Origin of the sequence: Arthrobacter sp. UYCu512 (genome assembly GCF_040547075.1) — a bacterium.
In the GTDB taxonomy this organism is placed as follows: domain Bacteria; phylum Actinomycetota; class Actinomycetes; order Actinomycetales; family Micrococcaceae; genus Arthrobacter.
The window spans coordinates 135,689-152,482 of sequence record NZ_JBEPPA010000008.1 but is presented as its reverse complement, the minus strand read 5'-3'; the positions used below and the strand labels follow the sequence as shown (position 1 = coordinate 152,482).

Annotated in this window: 14 protein-coding genes; 7 read left to right on the top strand and 7 right to left on the bottom strand. The window is 65.7% G+C overall.

Annotated elements, in window-relative coordinates; translation table 11 throughout:
* Positions 1–7: 7 nt before the first annotated feature.
* The gene (locus tag ABIB49_RS10560; protein ID WP_282359929.1) at positions 8–1,420 is read right to left on the bottom strand and encodes an acetyl-CoA C-acetyltransferase; all 1,413 of its coding nucleotides are present in this window, start codon (positions 1,418–1,420) and stop codon (positions 8–10) included.
* Between the two features lie 68 nt (positions 1,421–1,488).
* On the opposite strand from ABIB49_RS10560, the gene ABIB49_RS10555 reads away from it, so the two are divergent.
* Both ABIB49_RS10555 and ABIB49_RS10550 read left to right on the top strand, forming a co-directional pair.
* Positions 1,489–2,235 (top strand): TetR/AcrR family transcriptional regulator, encoded by a 747-nt coding sequence (locus ABIB49_RS10555; protein ID WP_226775885.1) that lies wholly within the window; start codon positions 1,489–1,491, stop codon positions 2,233–2,235.
* An 83-nt stretch (positions 2,236–2,318) separates the two neighbouring features.
* Positions 2,319–4,445 (top strand): acyl-CoA dehydrogenase family protein, encoded by a 2,127-nt coding sequence (locus ABIB49_RS10550; protein ID WP_226775870.1) that lies wholly within the window; start codon positions 2,319–2,321, stop codon positions 4,443–4,445.
* Positions 4,446–4,530: 85 nt separating this feature from the next.
* Here ABIB49_RS10550 and glgA read toward each other — a convergent pair whose 3' ends face one another.
* Complete coding sequence (glgA, locus tag ABIB49_RS10545) at positions 4,531–5,736, bottom strand: glycogen synthase (protein ID WP_226775871.1); 1,206 nt, start codon at positions 5,734–5,736, stop codon at positions 4,531–4,533.
* 95 nt (positions 5,737–5,831) lie between these two features.
* Between glgA and glgC the strand changes: the two genes are divergently transcribed.
* The 3 genes from glgC (at position 5,832) to ABIB49_RS10530 (ending at position 9,341) form a co-directional block, all read left to right on the top strand.
* A complete protein-coding gene (gene glgC, locus ABIB49_RS10540) occupies positions 5,832–7,247 on the top strand; it encodes a glucose-1-phosphate adenylyltransferase (protein WP_226775886.1) in 1,416 nt (471 codons plus the stop codon).
* A gap of 72 nt (positions 7,248–7,319) precedes the next feature.
* A complete protein-coding gene (locus ABIB49_RS10535) occupies positions 7,320–8,783 on the top strand; it encodes an SDR family NAD(P)-dependent oxidoreductase (RefSeq protein ID WP_283479638.1) in 1,464 nt (487 codons plus the stop codon).
* A gap of 87 nt (positions 8,784–8,870) precedes the next feature.
* A complete protein-coding gene (locus ABIB49_RS10530; protein WP_226775873.1) occupies positions 8,871–9,341 on the top strand; it encodes a pyridoxamine 5'-phosphate oxidase family protein in 471 nt (156 codons plus the stop codon).
* Between the two features lie 38 nt (positions 9,342–9,379).
* Here the strand turns inward: ABIB49_RS10530 and ABIB49_RS10525 are convergent, their stop codons facing one another.
* The gene (locus tag ABIB49_RS10525; protein WP_226775874.1) at positions 9,380–9,832 is read right to left on the bottom strand and encodes a universal stress protein; all 453 of its coding nucleotides are present in this window, start codon (positions 9,830–9,832) and stop codon (positions 9,380–9,382) included.
* 290 nt (positions 9,833–10,122) lie between these two features.
* On the opposite strand from ABIB49_RS10525, the gene ABIB49_RS10520 reads away from it, so the two are divergent.
* Positions 10,123–10,851: a response regulator gene (locus ABIB49_RS10520; RefSeq protein ID WP_226775875.1), complete on the top strand. Its 729-nt coding sequence runs from the start codon at positions 10,123–10,125 to the stop codon at positions 10,849–10,851.
* 43 nt (positions 10,852–10,894) lie between these two features.
* Here the strand turns inward: ABIB49_RS10520 and ABIB49_RS10515 are convergent, their stop codons facing one another.
* A complete protein-coding gene (locus ABIB49_RS10515) occupies positions 10,895–12,595 on the bottom strand; it encodes a GAF domain-containing sensor histidine kinase (RefSeq protein WP_226775887.1) in 1,701 nt (566 codons plus the stop codon).
* A gap of 169 nt (positions 12,596–12,764) precedes the next feature.
* On the opposite strand from ABIB49_RS10515, the gene ABIB49_RS10510 reads away from it, so the two are divergent.
* Positions 12,765–13,253 (top strand): pyridoxamine 5'-phosphate oxidase family protein, encoded by a 489-nt coding sequence (locus ABIB49_RS10510; RefSeq protein ID WP_226775876.1) that lies wholly within the window; start codon positions 12,765–12,767, stop codon positions 13,251–13,253.
* Between the two features lie 90 nt (positions 13,254–13,343).
* Here ABIB49_RS10510 and ABIB49_RS10505 read toward each other — a convergent pair whose 3' ends face one another.
* From ABIB49_RS10505 to ABIB49_RS10495, 3 genes are all read right to left on the bottom strand, one after another.
* Entirely contained in the window at positions 13,344–14,195 is an 852-nt protein-coding gene (locus ABIB49_RS10505) for a transglutaminase family protein (RefSeq protein WP_226775877.1), read from the bottom strand.
* Positions 14,192–15,118 carry an alpha-E domain-containing protein gene (locus tag ABIB49_RS10500; RefSeq protein ID WP_226762129.1) on the bottom strand — a complete coding sequence of 309 codons (927 nt, stop codon included), beginning with the start codon at positions 15,116–15,118 and terminating at the stop codon, positions 14,192–14,194. Before ABIB49_RS10500 ends, ABIB49_RS10505 begins: the two co-directional genes overlap by 4 nt.
* A gap of 75 nt (positions 15,119–15,193) precedes the next feature.
* Positions 15,194–16,750 carry a circularly permuted type 2 ATP-grasp protein gene (locus ABIB49_RS10495; RefSeq protein ID WP_226775878.1) on the bottom strand — a complete coding sequence of 519 codons (1,557 nt, stop codon included), beginning with the start codon at positions 16,748–16,750 and terminating at the stop codon, positions 15,194–15,196.
* Positions 16,751–16,794: the final 44 nt, after the last annotated feature.

Below are 16,794 nucleotides of genomic sequence, written 5' to 3'. Positions count from 1 at the left end.
GATCCCCCTAGTGAGATTCAAGAATAGCGACGACGCCCTGGCCGCCGGCGGCGCAGATGGAAATGAGTCCGCGGGCGGGACGGCCATTAACCGGGCCCCTGGCGTGGAGCATCTTCGCGAGCGTGGCGACGATTCGTCCGCCGGTGGCGGCGAACGGGTGGCCGGCGGCGAGGGAGGATCCGTTAACGTTGAGCTTGGACCGGTCAATGCTGCCGAAGGCGCCGTCCAGGCCCAGCCGGGTACGGCAGAATTCCTCGTCTTCCCACGCGGCCAGGGTGCTCAGTACGGTGCCGGCGAAAGCCTCATGGATCTCGAAGAAGTCAATGTCCGCAAGGCTTAGTCCGTTACGGGCCAGCAGGCGGGGAACGGCGAAGGCCGGCGCCATCAGGAGCCCGTCCTTGCCGTGCACAAAGTCGACGGCCGCCGCTTCGCCGTCGACGACGGTAGCCAGCTTGGGCAGGTCGTGGGCGTCGGCCCATTCCTCGGCGGCGAGCAGGACTGTCGAGGCGCCGTCAGTGAGCGGGGTGGAGTTGCCGGCCGTCATGGTTGCCGCTGTGCCAAGGTTTTTGCCGAAAACGGGTTTGAGCGTGGCCAGCTTCGCCAGGCTGGTGTCGGAGCGCAGATTCGAGTCGCGGGTAAGGCCGCGATACGGAGTGAGCAGGTCATCGAAGAAGCCCGCGTCGTAGGCAGCGGCCAGGTTGCGGTGGCTGTTAAAAGCCAGTTCGTCTTGCGCTTCCCGTGTGACCTTCCACTGCGCGGTGGTGAGCGCCTGGTGTTCGCCCATGGACAGGCCGGTGCGCGGTTCGCCGGTGCCGGGGGCGTCCGGGGTGAGATCCTTGGGCCGGAGCCGGCTCAGGACCTGCAGGCGCTGGGGCAGCGTCTTGGCACGATTGAGGTCAAGAAGCACTTCGCGCAGTCCCTCGCTGACGGCAATCGGAGCGTCAGAGGCGGAGTCGACGCCGCCGGCGATGGCCGAATCGATCTGGCCGAGCTTAATCTTGTTGGCCAGGCCGAGGACCGTTTCCAGTCCGGTGGCGCAGGCCTGCTGCACGTCATAGGCGGGGGTCTCTGCGGACAGTGCGGAGCCAAGCACGGCTTCACGGGTCAGATTGAAATCACGGGAGTGCTTGAGTACGGCTCCGGCAGCTACCTCACCGATGCGTTCGTCCTGGAGGCCGAACCGTGCGATCAGCCCGTCCAGCGCCGCCGTCAGCATGTCCTGGTTGGAGGACTTGGTGTACGCGCCACCGGTCCGGGCAAAGGGGATGCGGTTTCCGCCCACGATGACCGCCTTGCGGAGCTGCGGCGCCGCCGTGCGCGCGGCGGGGGCGGTGGCGATTCCCGCTGTGCCTCCTGCCGGCGCCGTGGCTGCGGGAGTCGGTTCCTGCGGTCCGGGTGTGGACTGTCCGTCGACGGTCATGGGCTGTCTCCTTTGATCAAAGCGGGTTACCGATACCCAGCGTACCTGATACGCTGGGTATCGTGAACATTCCCCAGCCTGATCTTCCCGGCGGCAGTACCTCCGGCACCCACGCCGCCGGCAGCGGCAGCGTGGATGGCCGGGCCTCGCGCTGGCAGCCGCATCGCGAGGAGCGGCGCCGGGAGCTGATCAAAGCTGCCCGCAAGGCAGTGCACAGGCTCGGCAGCGACGCTTCCATGGAGGACATTGCCGCCGCGGCCGGTACGTCGAAGTCAGTCTTCTACCGATACTTCGGGGACAAGGCAGGGTTGCAGCAGGCCGTCGGCGAAGTGGTTCTGAGCCAGATGCAGCGCCGCATCCAGGAAGCCGCGCAGGGAGCCCAGACGCCCCGCGAAGGACTGCTTGCGATGGTTTCCGCCTACCTCCAGATGGCGGAGACAAGCCCCGCCGTCTACACCTTCGTTACGCGCTACACCCCCGGCGAGGCGGATGCCGGGGGCGCCAGCATCCCCGCAGCCGGCGCCCTGGGCCACTTTTTTGCGGCCATTAGCGGCATGATCGCCCGGCCCATGCACAGCCACCTCGGCGACTCGACGGGGCGCGAAGCCGTACTCGGGTACTGGCCGACCGCCGCGATCGGCCTGGTCAGAAACGCCGGTGAGCAATGGCTTGCCAGCCCGGCTACGCCTGCCAAGCCCGGCCAGGAAGCGATGGCACGCCAGATCACCGACTGGCTGTGCCTGGGCATAGCCCCGGAGCTCCGCCCGGCCACCGCTGTGTCCGCGCCGGCCGGCGCGGCTCCGGCATCACCGTGAGCCGGCCGGCCCCAGTTCCAGTACCGACTTTTCCAGAATTCAAGTGTTAGAACCCAAGTGTCAGAACCAAAGAAGGAATCGACATGACCGAACTCGCCGACCGCCACGCGGTCCCTGCCACGCCCCGACCTGCTGCGGAGCGCAAGTCCGCCCGGCCGGCGAACTTAACCGGGATGGCGGCTCCCGTCGTCGATGTTGAACTGCTCGGCGAGCTGCTGCTGGGAAAGTGGGCCGACACCCGCCGGACCGCACGGGCGCTCGCAGGGCACCCCGAACTGCACAAGACGGAGGGGCTTACCCATACCGAACACCGCCGGCGTGTCTTCGGCCAGCTGAAGATCCTGGTGGAGAACGGCGCCGTACACCGTGCTTTCCCGGCGGCCGTCGGCGGCGCCGACGAGCACGGCGGCAACGTCGCCGGGTTCCAGGAACTTGTTATCGCGGACCCTTCGCTGCAGATCAAGGCCGGCGTCCAGTGGGGTCTGTTCGGCTCCGCCGTCAACCACCTCGGCACCGAGGAGCACCACAAGAAGTGGCTGCCCGGCATTATGAACCTTGACATCCCGGGCTGCTTCGCCATGACGGAGACCGGCCACGGATCGGACGTCGCCAGCATCGCCACCACAGCCACCTACGACCCGGACACCGCGGAATTTGTGGTCCACACGCCCTTCCGGGCCGCGTGGAAGGACTACATCGGGAATGCCGCCGTCGACGGACTCGCCGCCGTCGTCTTCGCCCAGCTGGTGACGCAGGGCGTCAACCACGGTGTGCACGCCTTCTACATGAACCTCCGGGATCCCGAAACCAGGGAATTCCTGCCCGGCATCGGGGGCGAGGACGACGGGGTCAAGGGTGGACTCAACGGCATTGACAACGGCAGGCTGCACTTCACGAGCGTCCGGATCCCGCGCACCCACCTGCTGAACCGCTACGGCAACGTTGATGCCGATGGCAGCTACAGCTCGCCCATCGCCAGCCCGGGCCGCCGCTTCTTCACCATGCTTGGCACCCTGGTCCAGGGCCGGGTCTCCCTAGACGGTGCCGCCGTGACCGCGTCGAAGCTTGCCTTGAAAACGGCGATCCAGTACGCCACAGAACGCCGCCAGTTCAACGCTTCCTCGCCAACCGATGAGGAAGTACTGCTCGATTACCAGCGGCACCAGCGCCGGCTGTTCACCCGTCTGGCCACCACGTATGCCGCCGGTTTCGCCAGTGAGCAGCTGTTGCAGAAGTTCGACGACGTTTTCTCCGGCCGGGCCGACACTGACGAGGATCGGCAGGATCTGGAGACCCTCGCGGCGGCGCTTAAGCCGCTCAGCACCTGGCACGCCCTTGACACCCTGCAGGAATGCCGCGAAGCCTGCGGCGGGGCAGGTTTCCTGATCGAGAACCGCTTTGCCTCGCTGCGTGCGGACCTCGACGTCTACGCCACCTTCGAAGGCGATAACACGGTGTTGCTGCAGTTGGTCGCCAAGCGGCTGCTGGCCGACTATGCCAAGGAGTTCCGCACCGTGAACTTCGGTGTGCTCGCCCGCTATGTGGTGGGCCAGGCCACGGGGGCCGCCATCCACCGGACGGGCCTGCGCGGCGTCGCCCAGTTTATGGCTGATTCCGGGTCGGTTCAGAAGGCGGCCATCGCGATTAAGGACGAAGCCAGCCAGCGCGCACTGCTGACCGACCGGGTGCAAACCATGGTTGCCGAGGTGGGCGCGGCGCTCAAGGGCGCCAACAAGCTGCCCCAGCAGCAGGGCGCCGCCCTGTTCAACAGCCACCAGGACGAACTCATCGAAGCCGCCCAGGCGCACGCCGAGCTGCTGCAGTGGGAAGCCTTTACCGAGGCGCTTGGCACGGTCACGGACCCGGGAACCCGAAAGGTCCTGACCTGGCTGCGCGATCTCTTCGGCCTGGCCCTGATTGAAGACAACCTGTCCTGGTACCTGATGAACGGCAGGCTCTCCATGCAGCGCGCCCGGACCGTGGGCGGCTACATCAACCGCCTGCTGGTGAAGATCCGTCCGCATGCCCTGGACCTGGTCGATGCCTTCGGGTTCGGGCCGGAACACCTCCGCGCTGAGATCGCAACGGGCGCTGAGAAGGTCCGCCAGGATGAGGCCCGCGAGTACTTCCGCAGGCTGCGCGCCAACGGGGATGCCCCCGTGGACGAGAAGATCCTCTTGGCACGCAAGGGCCACGGGAAAAAGTCCTAAGGTCCCGGCCCGGTCCGGAACACCACAACGGCGCCGCCCCCGCAAGGGGGCGGCGCCGTTGTGGTGTGTGGCCGGATGCCTGCGGTCAGGAGTTCGTGGGGAGCACCGAGCGGTAGACCGCAAGAGTGGTTTCGGTGATGGATTCCCAAGAGAAGTGTTCTTCGGCGCGGCGCCGGCCGGCCTGGCCCATGGCGCGGGCCCGGGCGGGATCGGTGACAACTTCGGTCAGCGCGGCAGCGAATTCGGTGACAAATTTCTCCGGATCCAGCGGAGTGCCGGTCCCGTCCGTGACTTGCTCGATGTCCACCAGCAGTCCGGTCTCGCCGTGCTGTACCACCTCCGGGATTCCGCCGGTGGCACTGGCCACCACGGCGGCACCGCAAGCCATGGCCTCAAGGTTTACGATGCCAAGGGGCTCATAGATGGACGGGCAGGCAAAAGCAGTGGCGTGGCTGAGCACCTGGATCAGCTCGTTGCGGGGCAACATCCGCTCCACCAGGATCACACCGCTGCGCTGGGTCTGCAGCTGCGCGATCAGGCGGGAGGTCTCGGCGGCAAGCTCGGGGGTGTCTGCGGCACCAAGGCACAACACCAGCTGCACGTCGGCCGGCAGTTTGGCGGCCGCGCGAAGCAGGTAGGGCACGCCCTTCTGGCGGGTATTGCGGCCGACGAAGACTACGCTCGGCCGTGCCGGGTCAATCCCCAGGGCGCGGACGACGTCCTCTCCTTCGTCCCGGTTCCAGAGGCTCACATCGATGCCGTTGTGCACTACCTTGACCTTGGCGGGGTCCACCTCCGGGTAGCTGCGCAGAATGTCCTGGCGCATGCCCTCGGAGACTGCGATGATGGCGGCTGCGGCCTCGTAGGCAGTCTTTTCCACCCAGGAGGACACGGCGTAGCCGCCGCCAAGCTGCTCGGCCTTCCACGGGCGCAGTGGCTCCAAACTGTGGGCACTGAGCACGTGTGGAATGCCGTGCAACAACGAGGCGATGTGCCCGGCCATGTTGGCATACCAGGTGTGTGAATGCACGATGTCGGCGCCGGCAATATCCGGCACAATCCGCAAATCCACTCCGAGGGTCTGCAGCGCAGCGTTCGCCGTGCCCAGATCCCCGGGCACGGCGTACGACGTGACGCTCGCGCCGTGATAGTCGGGTTCACGGGCCGCGCCGAAGGCGCGAACCTGCAGATCCACGTGCCGGGCCAGCACACGGCTGAGCTCGGCCACGTGGACCCCGGCGCCGCCATAGATTTCGGGCGGAAATTCTTTGGTCACAATGTCTATACGCACAAACTCCAAGGTAGTCGTTACGGTGGAACTGATCTAGTGTGAAGACGTTCGGGCGAGCCGGACTGTTTGTGGAAGTACAAAGGCGTTCAGGAGCGATCACTATGCCGAATAAGAAAGTTTTGGCCATTGTCCTTGCCGGTGGCGAGGGTAACCGGCTTATGCCATTGACGGCGGACCGGGCCAAACCCGGCGTGCCCTTTGCCGGGAGTTATCGCCTGATTGACTTTGCGTTATCCAACCTGGTCAATTCCCGCTATCTGCAGATCGTTGTGCTGACGCAGTACAAGTCGCACAGCCTGGACCGTCACATTTCCGAAACCTGGCGGATGTCCACCCAGCTGGGCAACTACATCGCCTCCGTCCCGGCGCAGCAGCGAGTGGGCAAAAGCTGGTTCCTCGGCAGCGCGAACGCCATCTACCAGTCGTTGAACCTCATTCAGGATGCCAATCCCGACATCGTCGTCGTCGTCGGTGCAGACCACGTATACCGGATGGACTTCGGGCAAATGGTCGACCAGCACGTCGCCAGCGGCGCCAAGGCCACAGTGGCCGCCGTACGACAGCCGCTGCACATGGCCGACCAGTTCGGTGTGATCGAAGTGGACCCGGATAATCCGGGGAAGATTGCCGCGTTCGTCGAGAAGCCCGCCACCACCCCGGGGCTCGCCGCCGACCCCACCCAGTTCCTCGCCTCCATGGGCAACTACGTGTTCAGCACCGACGCCCTGGTCGAGGCCCTGCACCTCGATGCCGAGCGACTTGATACCAAACACGACATGGGCGGGGACATCATTCCCTACTTCGTTGACCAGGGCGAAGCCGGCGTCTACGACTTCACCCTGAATGAGATCCCGGGCTCCACGGAACGCGACCGCACCTACTGGCGCGACGTGGGCACCATCGACTCGTTTTACGATGCGCACATGGACCTTATCTCTCCCGTTCCGGTATTCAACCTGTACAACTCCGAATGGCCGATCTACACGCGGCAAAGCATTTCCCCGCCGGCCAAGTTCGTCCGCGGCCAGAAAAACACTGTCGGCACAGCGATGGATTCCATCGTTGCCAGCGGCACCGTGATTTCCGGCGGCATCGTGGAGGGCTCAGTTCTCTCCAACGACGTCTACGTCGGCACCTCCAGCCGGGTCCTCGACTCGGTGCTGATGGATAAGGTCACCATTGGCTCCGGCGCAGTCGTCAAGCGCGCCATCATCGACAAAAACGTCAAGGTCCCGGCGGGTGCCGCGATCGGCCTCGACCACGATCTGGACCGGGCCCGCGGATTCAAAGTCACAGACTCCGGCATCACTGTCCTGTCGAAGGGCCAGCATGTTCCCGAACCCGGCGAAGCTGAACGCGCCCTGGCCGCCGCCAACCTGATCCTGGTGCCGAACGCAGTCAAGGCTGCCACGGAAAACTGGCCCGCGCTTCGTGAATCCGTGCACAAGGTAGCCGAAGTGCAGGCTGCCGCGGTGGGCGTGGCTGCTCCACAGCCGACCGAAGCCCACTGATCCGGCGCTGCTGCGCCGGGAGCCCGGTACCGGCGTCGGTCCGGGCTCCCGTCAGGCTGTAAAATTGGGGCAATGAGCTCTCCCGATGTGCCGTCCGATCTGACTCCCGAGGAAATCCGGGCCTGCCTAAAGGTCCTGAACAGCATCCACGTCTACGACGAGGCGCACCCGGACTACGTCTCGGTGCGCCGCGCCACCGGGAAGATGTTCAAGGCCGTGAAGCGGCACCGCCGGGTCAGTAAGCGGGACATGATCGCCGAAGCGGACCGTGCCGTGATCGCACAGACCGCTACGGCGGCCCCGGACCGGATCGACGACGAAACCCGCGGTAACAAACTCGCGCCCTCGGCCACCGGCGAGATTGCCGGGCACTTGATCAAATCCAGGCCCTGCTATATCTGCAAGCAGCATTACACCCAGGTGGATGCTTTCTACCACCAGCTGTGCCCTGATTGCGCCGCCTTCAGCCACAGTAAGCGGGACGCACGGACCGACCTGACCGGACGCGCAGCCCTGCTGACCGGCGGCCGGGCGAAGATTGGTATGTACATTGCGCTGCGGTTGCTCCGCGACGGCGCCCACACCACCATCACCACCCGTTTCCCCAAGGACGCTGCCCGCCGCTTTGCCGCGATGGAAGACAGCAGCGAATGGCTGCACCGGCTCAGGATCGTTGGGATTGACCTCCGCGACCCCTCCCAGGTGATGGCACTGACCGATTCGCTCGAGGCGGCGGGTCCGCTGGACATCATTATCAACAACGCAGCCCAAACCGTCCGGCGCTCCGGCAATGCCTATCAGCCGCTCGTCGACGCCGAGGATGAACCCCTCCCCGCGGCGCTCCAGGCGGCCAATGGCGGCCCGGAACTAGTCACCTTCGGCCACGCCCACGACAAGCACCCGCTGGCCCTCGCCAGCACCGTCCTGGATCACCCGGTGCTGGCTGGAGACGCCATCACCTCGCTGGCGTTGTCCGCGGGTTCCGCATCCTTGGAGCGCATCGCTTCCGGCACCGCCATCGACGCCGGCGGCCTGGTCCCGGACCTGGCCAGTATCAACAGCTGGACCCAGGTGCTGGACGAGGTGGATCCCCTGGAAATGCTGGAGGTCCAGTTGTGCAACGTCACCGCGCCGTTCCTGCTGGTTAGCAGGCTTCGAGGGGCGATGAAACGCTCAACCGCCCGGCGGAAGTACATCGTCAATGTCAGTGCCATGGAGGGCCAGTTCGCCCGAGCCTACAAGGGCCCCGGCCACCCGCACACCAATATGGCCAAAGCGGCGCTGAACATGATGACACGGACCAGCGCCCAGGAGATGCTGGACGCGGACGGCATCCTGATGACCGCCGTCGATACCGGCTGGATCACCGATGAGCGCCCGCACTACACCAAGGTCCGCCTGATGGAGGAGGGTTTCCACGCTCCCCTGGATCTGGTCGACGGGGCCGCCCGGGTCTACGACCCGATTGTGGTGGGCGAGTCCGGCGAGGACCAGTTCGGCGTCTTCCTGAAGGACTACAAGCCTAGTCCGTGGTGAGCGCGGGCTGGTTTCACGCCGGTGCCGGGAGGGTCCGGGCCCTATGGCCCTAATGGGTTCCCGGCAGTGCCCGTAACGTTGGTGCACATGAATACAGAGACGACGCCCGCGCCCGAATTCGGGCTGTCCATTGACCAGTGCTGGGTCCTGCTGGACACGGAAGTGGTGGGGCGGATCGCCCTGATTGTGGATGGGCACCCGGAGATATTTCCGGTGAACTTTGCGCTGGACCGCCGCTCGATCGTCTTTCGCACCGCCGGTGGCACCAAACTCTGGGCGGCTATGACGGCGAAGCCGATCGCCTTTGAGATCGATGGCTACGACGCCCACGAACAGCAGGCGTGGAGTGTTGTTGCCCGCGGCGAGGCGCAGCTGATTGAGAGCCAAGAGGACAAGGACGCCGTCGACGCCCGCCTCCTTGAGCCGTGGCAGCCGGGCGACAAGGGCTACTATGTGCGGCTCTCCCCCAAGGCCTTGACGGGTCGCCGGTTCACAGTGAGGAACCCGGATCTGTGGAACACCCGCCTCTCTGATCCCCGCCGGGCCTCTTTCGAGTAGCTTTCGAGTAGCTGCCACCGGGCTGGAGCCTGCGGGCGCTACCTCGCAGCTTTGGGTTCCGGGGAATGGACCACCAGCACCGGGCAGTGGGCGTGTGCCACCAGGGCGGAGCTGACCGAACCGATGAGCAGTCCGCCGAAGCCGCCATGGCCCCGGCGCCCTACCACCAGCAGTTCGGCGCTCCGGCTGGCCTCAAGCAGGGTATGGCGGGGGTGGCCCTGGACGAGTCGGGTTTCGAGGTTGGCGGGGACGTCCGCCCCGAACGCCTTCTCCACGGCTTCCTGCAGGATTTCATCGGCGCGGACATCGAAGTCGTCGATGCCCATGGCGACATATCCGTCGTAGACCGGGGGGACGTCCCAGCAGGCCAGCGCCACAACCGTCGCGGAGAGCGCTGCGGCGAGGCTCTGGGCCTGGCGCAGGGCTTCAACCGATGCATCGGAACCGTCGACTCCCACCACAATGGTCCGGACTTTGGTGGCTTCGGTCATGGCAGATCCCTTCGGTATACAACTGGCACGTCCTGCCTACCATGACCTGCTGGCCGCAGCAGCGCCTAGGGCCAAAAGGCATGGGCAACACACGCCGGAACTGTCCCTGCGGGACCTAGGACCCTTGTCCGGTCCCGGGACACGGAGAAGAATGGCAGTCGTTGGGAACGGAACCGGCGGCCGGAGCGGACAATGGGGAGTCTGGGAATCCCGCGCCGGCATAATCGTCGGAGCGGGCCTCGGAGTATCCGCACCATACACGGCAGCATAAGCCGCCGGACAGGAGAATCATGATTGCCTGGGCAGACGCAGGTCTCACTGCAGCCGACGGGGCACCGGCCGTTATCCGGGTCTTTATCCTTGATGACCACGAACTCGTCCGGCGCGGGCTCCAGGAGCTCCTCGAGGGTGAGGGCTTCCTGGTGGTGGGCAGCTCGGGTTCCGCCGTCGAGGCGACCCGGCGCATTCCGGCCCTCCATCCTGACGTCTGCGTCCTGGACGCCCGTCTGCCGGACGGGACCGGAATTGAGGTCTGCCGCGACGTACGTTCGGTGGACCCGTCGCTGAACTGCATTATTCTGACGAGCTACGACGACGAGCAAGCACTGCGCGGAGCGGTTCTGGCGGGCGCGAGCGGCTATGTCCTAAAGGAGATCGGTGGCACTGACCTGATCGGGGCGCTGCGCCGGGCTGCTGCCGGCGAGTCCCTCTTCGCGGAGGGCGTCGCCGCCGGAATCGTGGACAGCTTGGTGGCGGCCGAAGATGTGGACCCCAGGACTGCCTCCCTGACGCCGCAGGAGCGGCGGGTACTGGAGCTGGTGGGCGGTGGGCTCACCAACCGCCAGATTGCAGCGGAGATGTTCCTCGCCGAGAAGACCGTCAAAAACTACGTTTCGTCACTGCTGGCCAAGCTGGGCTTTGAACGGCGGACGCAGGCTGCGGTGTTTATCGCGAGCCCCGCGTCGCCGGCACCGCAAGGAAGCCACGCGGAAGCACATCGACCCCACAGCGTCCGTTAGCCGGCGGGCCTCGAACCGCGATCACTGCCCGCGACGGCTACTGCTATAGCGGCACGGACCATTCAAGGCTGGTGCCGGCGTCCGGAGCGCTCGTGATGGTGCAGCTGCCGTCCAGCATCCGGGCACGGTCCTCAAGGTTGGCCAAACCCCGGCGTTTTCCGGGTTCGGTGAAGCCTGCTCCGTTGTCCGTGATGACCACTGTCACCCTGCCTTTGACCACACCTACCGACACGGAGATGGCGTCGGCGCCGGAATGCCGAAGTGCGTTGCTGAGGCCCTCCGACACCACAGCCACAACATTGTCCGCTTTGTCAGGGGTGACGGCGTCCACCGGTCCGGTGATGGTCAGGCTGGGTGCGAACGGCATGGACTTCGCCGAGCTGCGTGCCACCCGGCGGATCCGTCCGCTCAGCAACTCGGTTTCGCTGCTGCTGCTCTTGAGCAAATAGATCGTGTCCCGCAGGCTGCGGATCGCTTCGTCAAGTTCCCCGGTGATGGTGCGGATCCGATCGGTCGCGAGTTCGTCCTTGGTAAAGCGGGTCAGGCTCTGGACGCTCAGTCCGGCCGCGAACAAGCGCTGGATCACCAGGTCGTGCAGGTCCCGGGCGATGCGTTCCCGGTCCGTGAATACCAGCAGTTCTTCCCGGAGCCGGTGCACGCGGGCCAGTTCGAGGGCGAGGGCGACGTGGGAGCCGAAGACGGCGCCCATCTCGATGTCGGTCCTGGCGTACTGCAGCGAATCGGTGTCCCGGACCAGGATCAGGAGTCCGTGATGGGCGCCCTGGGTGCTCAGCGCCACCGCCAGCAGCGGGCCGGTGATGCCGCCGTCGATCCCGCCGAACAGGGCGGAGGCGTCAGCGAGCACAACAGGCTCGCCGCCGTCGAGGACACTTTCCAGCAAAGGCAAATCCAGTGTGAGCGCCCGGCCGGAGAACTGCGCACTTTTTGCTCCTGCCACCCCGGCGACAAGATATCCTCGGCCGCCTGCAGCGGGTGCCACCAGCATTGCGAGCTGCGAGCCGGACTCCTGGAGGGCCCGGCTTGCGATGGGGTCCAATCCGCCGAAGGTGTAGTCGCGGTCATTGCTGAGCATCAGCCCCGAGACGTCCATGCAGGCTTCCAGCCAGCGGGCCCGGCGCCGGGCGTCGTCGTAGAGCCGGGCGTTCTCAATGGCAACCCCCGCGGCGGCCGCCAAAGCGACGGCGAGACCCTCGTCTTCTGCCGTGAAGTCGCTGCCGTCCTCCTTTTCGGTCAGATAGAGGTTGCCGAAAACGACGTCCCGAACCCGCACCGGGACGCCGAGGAAGGACTTCATGGGCGGATGGTCCGCCGGGAATCCATAGGATTCAGGATGGCTGCGCAGGTCATGAAGGCGGAGCGGGCGGGGATCGGAAATCAGCAGGCCCAGGACCCCGTGCCCGGTAGGAAGGGGTCCGATCCGGTGGGCCAGTTCTTCGTCGATGCCGACAGTGATGAAGTGGCTGAGGGCCCGGTCATCGCCGATGACTCCCAGGGCCCCAAAGCGGGCCCGGAGCAAGCGGCAGGCGGACTGGACGACCCTTTCCAGGACGGCGTCCAGGCTGAGGTCCTCGGCAATAGCGACAACGGCCTCCAATAGGCCGGCCATCCGTTCCTGGGACTGGAGCAGTTCCTCTGCCCGGGAAACGAACCCCTTGAACGTATCGTCAATCATGGGCTCTGGCTCGGCGGTGGTCTGGTCCGGACGATTCCCTGCTGAATGCATGCTCATGGCCCCAATTCGATACAACGAACACAACTGTCGTCCGCGCTGGCGACGGTGATGCCAGACTACCCTGATGCTGGCGCATCGGCCCTCGGAGCCCAACGACGGAGCTTCGGATTGTGACCTTTTGCCCTATCGGCCGCCCAGTAGCTGACGTAGGGTCGCTGACATGAGTACTGACCCGAAGCCGGAAAAAACACAGCAGGCACACGAAGTTGAGAACCTGGACCACCACGAATGCTGGCGGCTGCTACGCGGCGTGACCGTTGGCAGGCTGGCCGTCTGGGTGGATGGCCATCCCGACATATTCCCGATTAATTACAAGGTGGACCACGGTACCCTGGTCTTCCGCACGGCTGACGGCACCAAGCTGCAGGCTGCCACCGGCGACACACCGGTGGCGGTGGAGGCAGATGGGGTGGACGCCGACAGCGGCATCGCGTGGAGCGTGGTGATCAAGGGCCAGGCGGCCCCGGTGCAGAACGTGGAGGAGGTTCTGGACACCGTGGGGCTGCTCCTGTTCCCCTGGCAAGCGGGCAAAAAGGAACACTTTGTCCGGATCACCCCTGACTCGGTGACCGGACGCCGGTTTAAAGTGGTTCCGCCCCTGACCTGGTGGACACCACTGGATGACGCCACCCGCTCCGGACTCGAATAGCCCCTCCCCAGGGATGCCCGTCGGCTGTGCTGACCCCGGGGCTACCGGAGCAGCCGCAACTGAGAGGGCAACCGGGTGGGGTGCCGGGAATCAGGCCAGCCGGGTGATTTCGACGCTGACATTGAGTGCTGAGCCTCCGCCGCCGGACAGGATGCCCTTAAGCGGTGCCACATCGCGGTAGTCACGGCCCCTCGCCACTGTGACATGGAGGTCGCCCGCCGGTTTGTGGTTGGTGGGGTCCCAACTGCGCCATTCACCGTCCCACCACTCCAGCCAAGCGTGCGACTGCCCGGCCACCGGCTCGCCGAGTTCCGCCGTCGAGCGCGGGTGGAGGTAACCGGACACGTAGCGGGCAGGGATCCCCCGGCTGCGCAGCGCGCCGATGGCAAGGTGCGCCAGGTCCTGGCAGACGCCCTGGCGCTGGCCCCAGGCTTCCTCGGCGTTTGTGGTGACTCCGGTGGTGCCCTTCATGTAGGTCATTTCCCCGCGCATCCAGCCAAAGACAGCCATCGCCGCCTCGTGCGGATTGCGGTCCCCCACCACGCCGGGGATGATCCCGAGCACTTCGGCGCCCGGGCCGGTGAGCTGGGACTGCGGAATCCAGTCGCTGAACTTGTTGAGCGCTTCCGCGGCGCCAAGAACCTCCCAGCCCACAATGTCCGCCTCCGCCGGGACCCGCTCCGCCCGGTGTACCTCCACGGTTGTGGTGGACAGGACCTCCAGGTGCTCGTGCGGCATCTGCATGTCAAAGGCGGTCACCCGGGTGCCCCAGTAGTCGCGGTAACTGCTCAGGGCCGCCTGTGACGGTGAAACCTTCAGCGAGGACTCCAGCACCACCTGTTGGGGGTCCGTCAGCGGGGTCATGCGGGCTTCGTTGTACGAGAGCGTAACGCGCTTGTTGTACTTGTACGCGGTCTTGTGGATGATGCTCAGCCGGGTCATGAAACTTCTCCCACCCAGGCCAGTTCGTCTGCCTGATTGAAGTACTTACGGGAAATGGCGTCCGAGGCCTGCGAGACGGCCTTCTGGACGCGCTCCATGTGCTCCGGAAGTTCGGACATCAGGTCGTCGGTCCGGTGGAACTCCAGGAACGTCCGGGCCTGCCCCACGATCCGGCGGGCGTCGTTGATAAAGCCAACGCGCTGGGCCGAAGGGTCCAGCATGGCGAGGCACTCATCCGCGTCCCGCAGCGCATAGACGATGGACCGGGGGAACAGCCGGTCCAAGAGCAGGAACTCGGCGGCATGCTGATCGCCGAAAGCCGCCCGGCGGGTCCGCAGGAAGGATTCGTAGGCACCGGCGCAGCGGAGCATGTTCACCCAGGACATGCCGGCCGAAAGGACGTCCCGGGTGGAGAGCATCCGCGCTGTCATGTCCGCGCGTTCCAGCGAGCGGCCCAGGACCAGGAACTGCCAGCTCTCGTCGTGGCTGACCGTGGTGTCCGCGAGTCCGCTGACCATGGCGGTCCGCTCCAGCACCCAGTTGCAAAAGCGGTAGGTGCCCACAACGTCCTTGCGGTGCTGGTTGAGCCCGTAGTAGGTCGTGTTGAGGCTTTCCCAGAGGCCTGAGGACACCGTTTCCCGGGCCCGACGGGCGTTTTCCCGCGCCGCACCGAGTGAACCGGCAATCGACGTGGCACTTTGTTTGTCGTACGCGAGGGCGTTGAGCAGTTCGGGGAGGCCGAAGTCCTCACTCTGTGCCCGGGCGCCCATCACGGCAAGGAGCTCCTGCGCGACGCTGCGCTGTTCCTCCATCGGCAGGTGATTCAGGCGCTCCAGGTGGACGTCCAGGATCCGCGCGGTTCCGTCGGCCCGTTCCACATAGCGGCCGATCCAAAACAGTGACTCGGCGATACGGCTAAGCATGGGCGGTTACCTCCGGCGCATCGGAAACATAAAAAGGACGGGTCAGCGGAAAAGCGATCGACATGGTGCCTCTGGTCATTGCTGCTGCTCCTTCTGGCTGTCGCGCCAGTTGCTCTCTACCGGCCAGACCGAGACCCGCTCGCGGACCTCGATGGCCGGACGCGGGAGGGTCTCCACCGGCACTGCGGGGGAATCCGCCAGCACCCAGGTGTCCTTGGAACCGCCGCCCTGGCTGGAGTTCACAATCAGGGAGCCCTCCTTCAGTGCCACCCGGGTCAGGCCGCCGGGCAGCACCCAGACGTCGTCGCCGTCGTTGACGGCGAAGGGACGGAGGTCCACGTGCCGCGGGCCGAACTTGTCGCCGCTGAGCGTGGGAACGGTGGACAACTGCAGGACCGGCTGCGCGATCCATCCCCTGGGGTCCGCGATAACGCGTTTGCGCAGGGCCTCAAGTTCCTCCCGGGAAGCATCCGGACCGATCACCAGTCCCTTGCCGCCGGAGCCGTCCACGGGCTTGACTACGAGTTCGGCCAGCCGGTCAAGGACCTCCTCGCGGGCCGCTTTCTCCTCCAGCCGGAAGGTGTCCACATTGGCGATCACGGGTTCTTCGCTGAGGTAATAGCGGATCAGGTCCGGGACGTAGCTGTAGACCAGCTTGTCGTCGGCGACGCCGTTACCCACGGCGTTGGCAATTGTCACGCCGCCGGCCCGTGCGGCGTTGACCAGGCCCGGACAGCCGAGCATCGAGTCGGCGCGGAACTGCAGCGGGTCCAGGAACTCGTCATCGATGCGCTTGTAGATCACGTCCACGCGCTGCTCGCCGGCGGTAGTGCGCATGTAGACGCGGTTGCCGCGGCAGATCAGGTCCCGGCCCTCGACGAGTTCGACGCCCATCAGGCCGGCGAGCAGGGTGTGTTCGAAGTAGGCACTGTTAAAGACGCCGGGGGTCAAGACGACGACTGTCGGGTCATCGACGCCGGACGGTGCCGTCTTGCGCAGGGCGGAGAGCAGCCGCCGCGGGTACTCCTCGACCGGCCGGATGAGCTGCTGGCCAAAGGCCTCCGGCAGGCCTTTGGCCATGGCGCGGCGGTTCTCCAGGACGTAGCTGACCCCCGAGGGGACGCGGACGTTGTCCTCCAGGACCCGGAAAGTTCCTGCGGCGTCGCGGACCACGTCGATGCCGGAGACATGGACACGGACACCGCCGGCCGGTTCAAAGCCGTGCACCTGGCGGTGGAAGTGTGCGCTGGTTGTGACGAGCTGGCGCGGGATGACGCCGTCGGCCACTACCGTCATCTTGTCGTAGACGTCGTTGAGGAACGCTTCGAGGGCCCGGACGCGCTGCGCCACACCCTTCTCCAGCACGGTCCACTCATCGGCCGGGATCACCCGCGGCACGATGTCCAGCGGAAAGGGCCGTTCCTCCCCCGCAAAGTCGAACGTAACACCGCGGTCCAGGAAGGTCCGCGCCATGGAATCTGCCCGGGCAGTGACATCGGCCAGCGAAAGTTCCCGCAGGGCGCCGGCAACCTGCCCGTACGACTGCCGGGGCTGTTGCCCGGGGGTAAACATCTCGTCGTAGGCGCCGGTGCGTTCGGCGGCCACCGAGTAATCCAGGAATAGGTCAGACATGGACACTAGACAACCACCTTTTTGTTGCGAAATCATTTCCGCGC

Coding starts and splice junctions, on each gene's coding strand:
- ABIB49_RS10560 (WP_282359929.1), bottom strand. CDS start 1,420: ATGACCGTCGACGGACAGTCCACACCCGGACCGCAGGAACCGACTCCC.
- ABIB49_RS10550 (WP_226775870.1), top strand. CDS start 2,319: ATGACCGAACTCGCCGACCGCCACGCGGTCCCTGCCACGCCCCGACCT.
- ABIB49_RS10535 (WP_283479638.1), top strand. CDS start 7,320: ATGAGCTCTCCCGATGTGCCGTCCGATCTGACTCCCGAGGAAATCCGG.
- ABIB49_RS10530 (WP_226775873.1), top strand. CDS start 8,871: ATGAATACAGAGACGACGCCCGCGCCCGAATTCGGGCTGTCCATTGAC.
- ABIB49_RS10525 (WP_226775874.1), bottom strand. CDS start 9,832: ATGACCGAAGCCACCAAAGTCCGGACCATTGTGGTGGGAGTCGACGGT.
- ABIB49_RS10520 (WP_226775875.1), top strand. CDS start 10,123: ATGATTGCCTGGGCAGACGCAGGTCTCACTGCAGCCGACGGGGCACCG.
- ABIB49_RS10515 (WP_226775887.1), bottom strand. CDS start 12,595: ATGCATTCAGCAGGGAATCGTCCGGACCAGACCACCGCCGAGCCAGAG.
- ABIB49_RS10510 (WP_226775876.1), top strand. CDS start 12,765: ATGAGTACTGACCCGAAGCCGGAAAAAACACAGCAGGCACACGAAGTT.
- ABIB49_RS10505 (WP_226775877.1), bottom strand. CDS start 14,195: ATGACCCGGCTGAGCATCATCCACAAGACCGCGTACAAGTACAACAAG.
- ABIB49_RS10500 (WP_226762129.1), bottom strand. CDS start 15,118: ATGCTTAGCCGTATCGCCGAGTCACTGTTTTGGATCGGCCGCTATGTG.
- ABIB49_RS10495 (WP_226775878.1), bottom strand. CDS start 16,750: ATGTCTGACCTATTCCTGGATTACTCGGTGGCCGCCGAACGCACCGGC.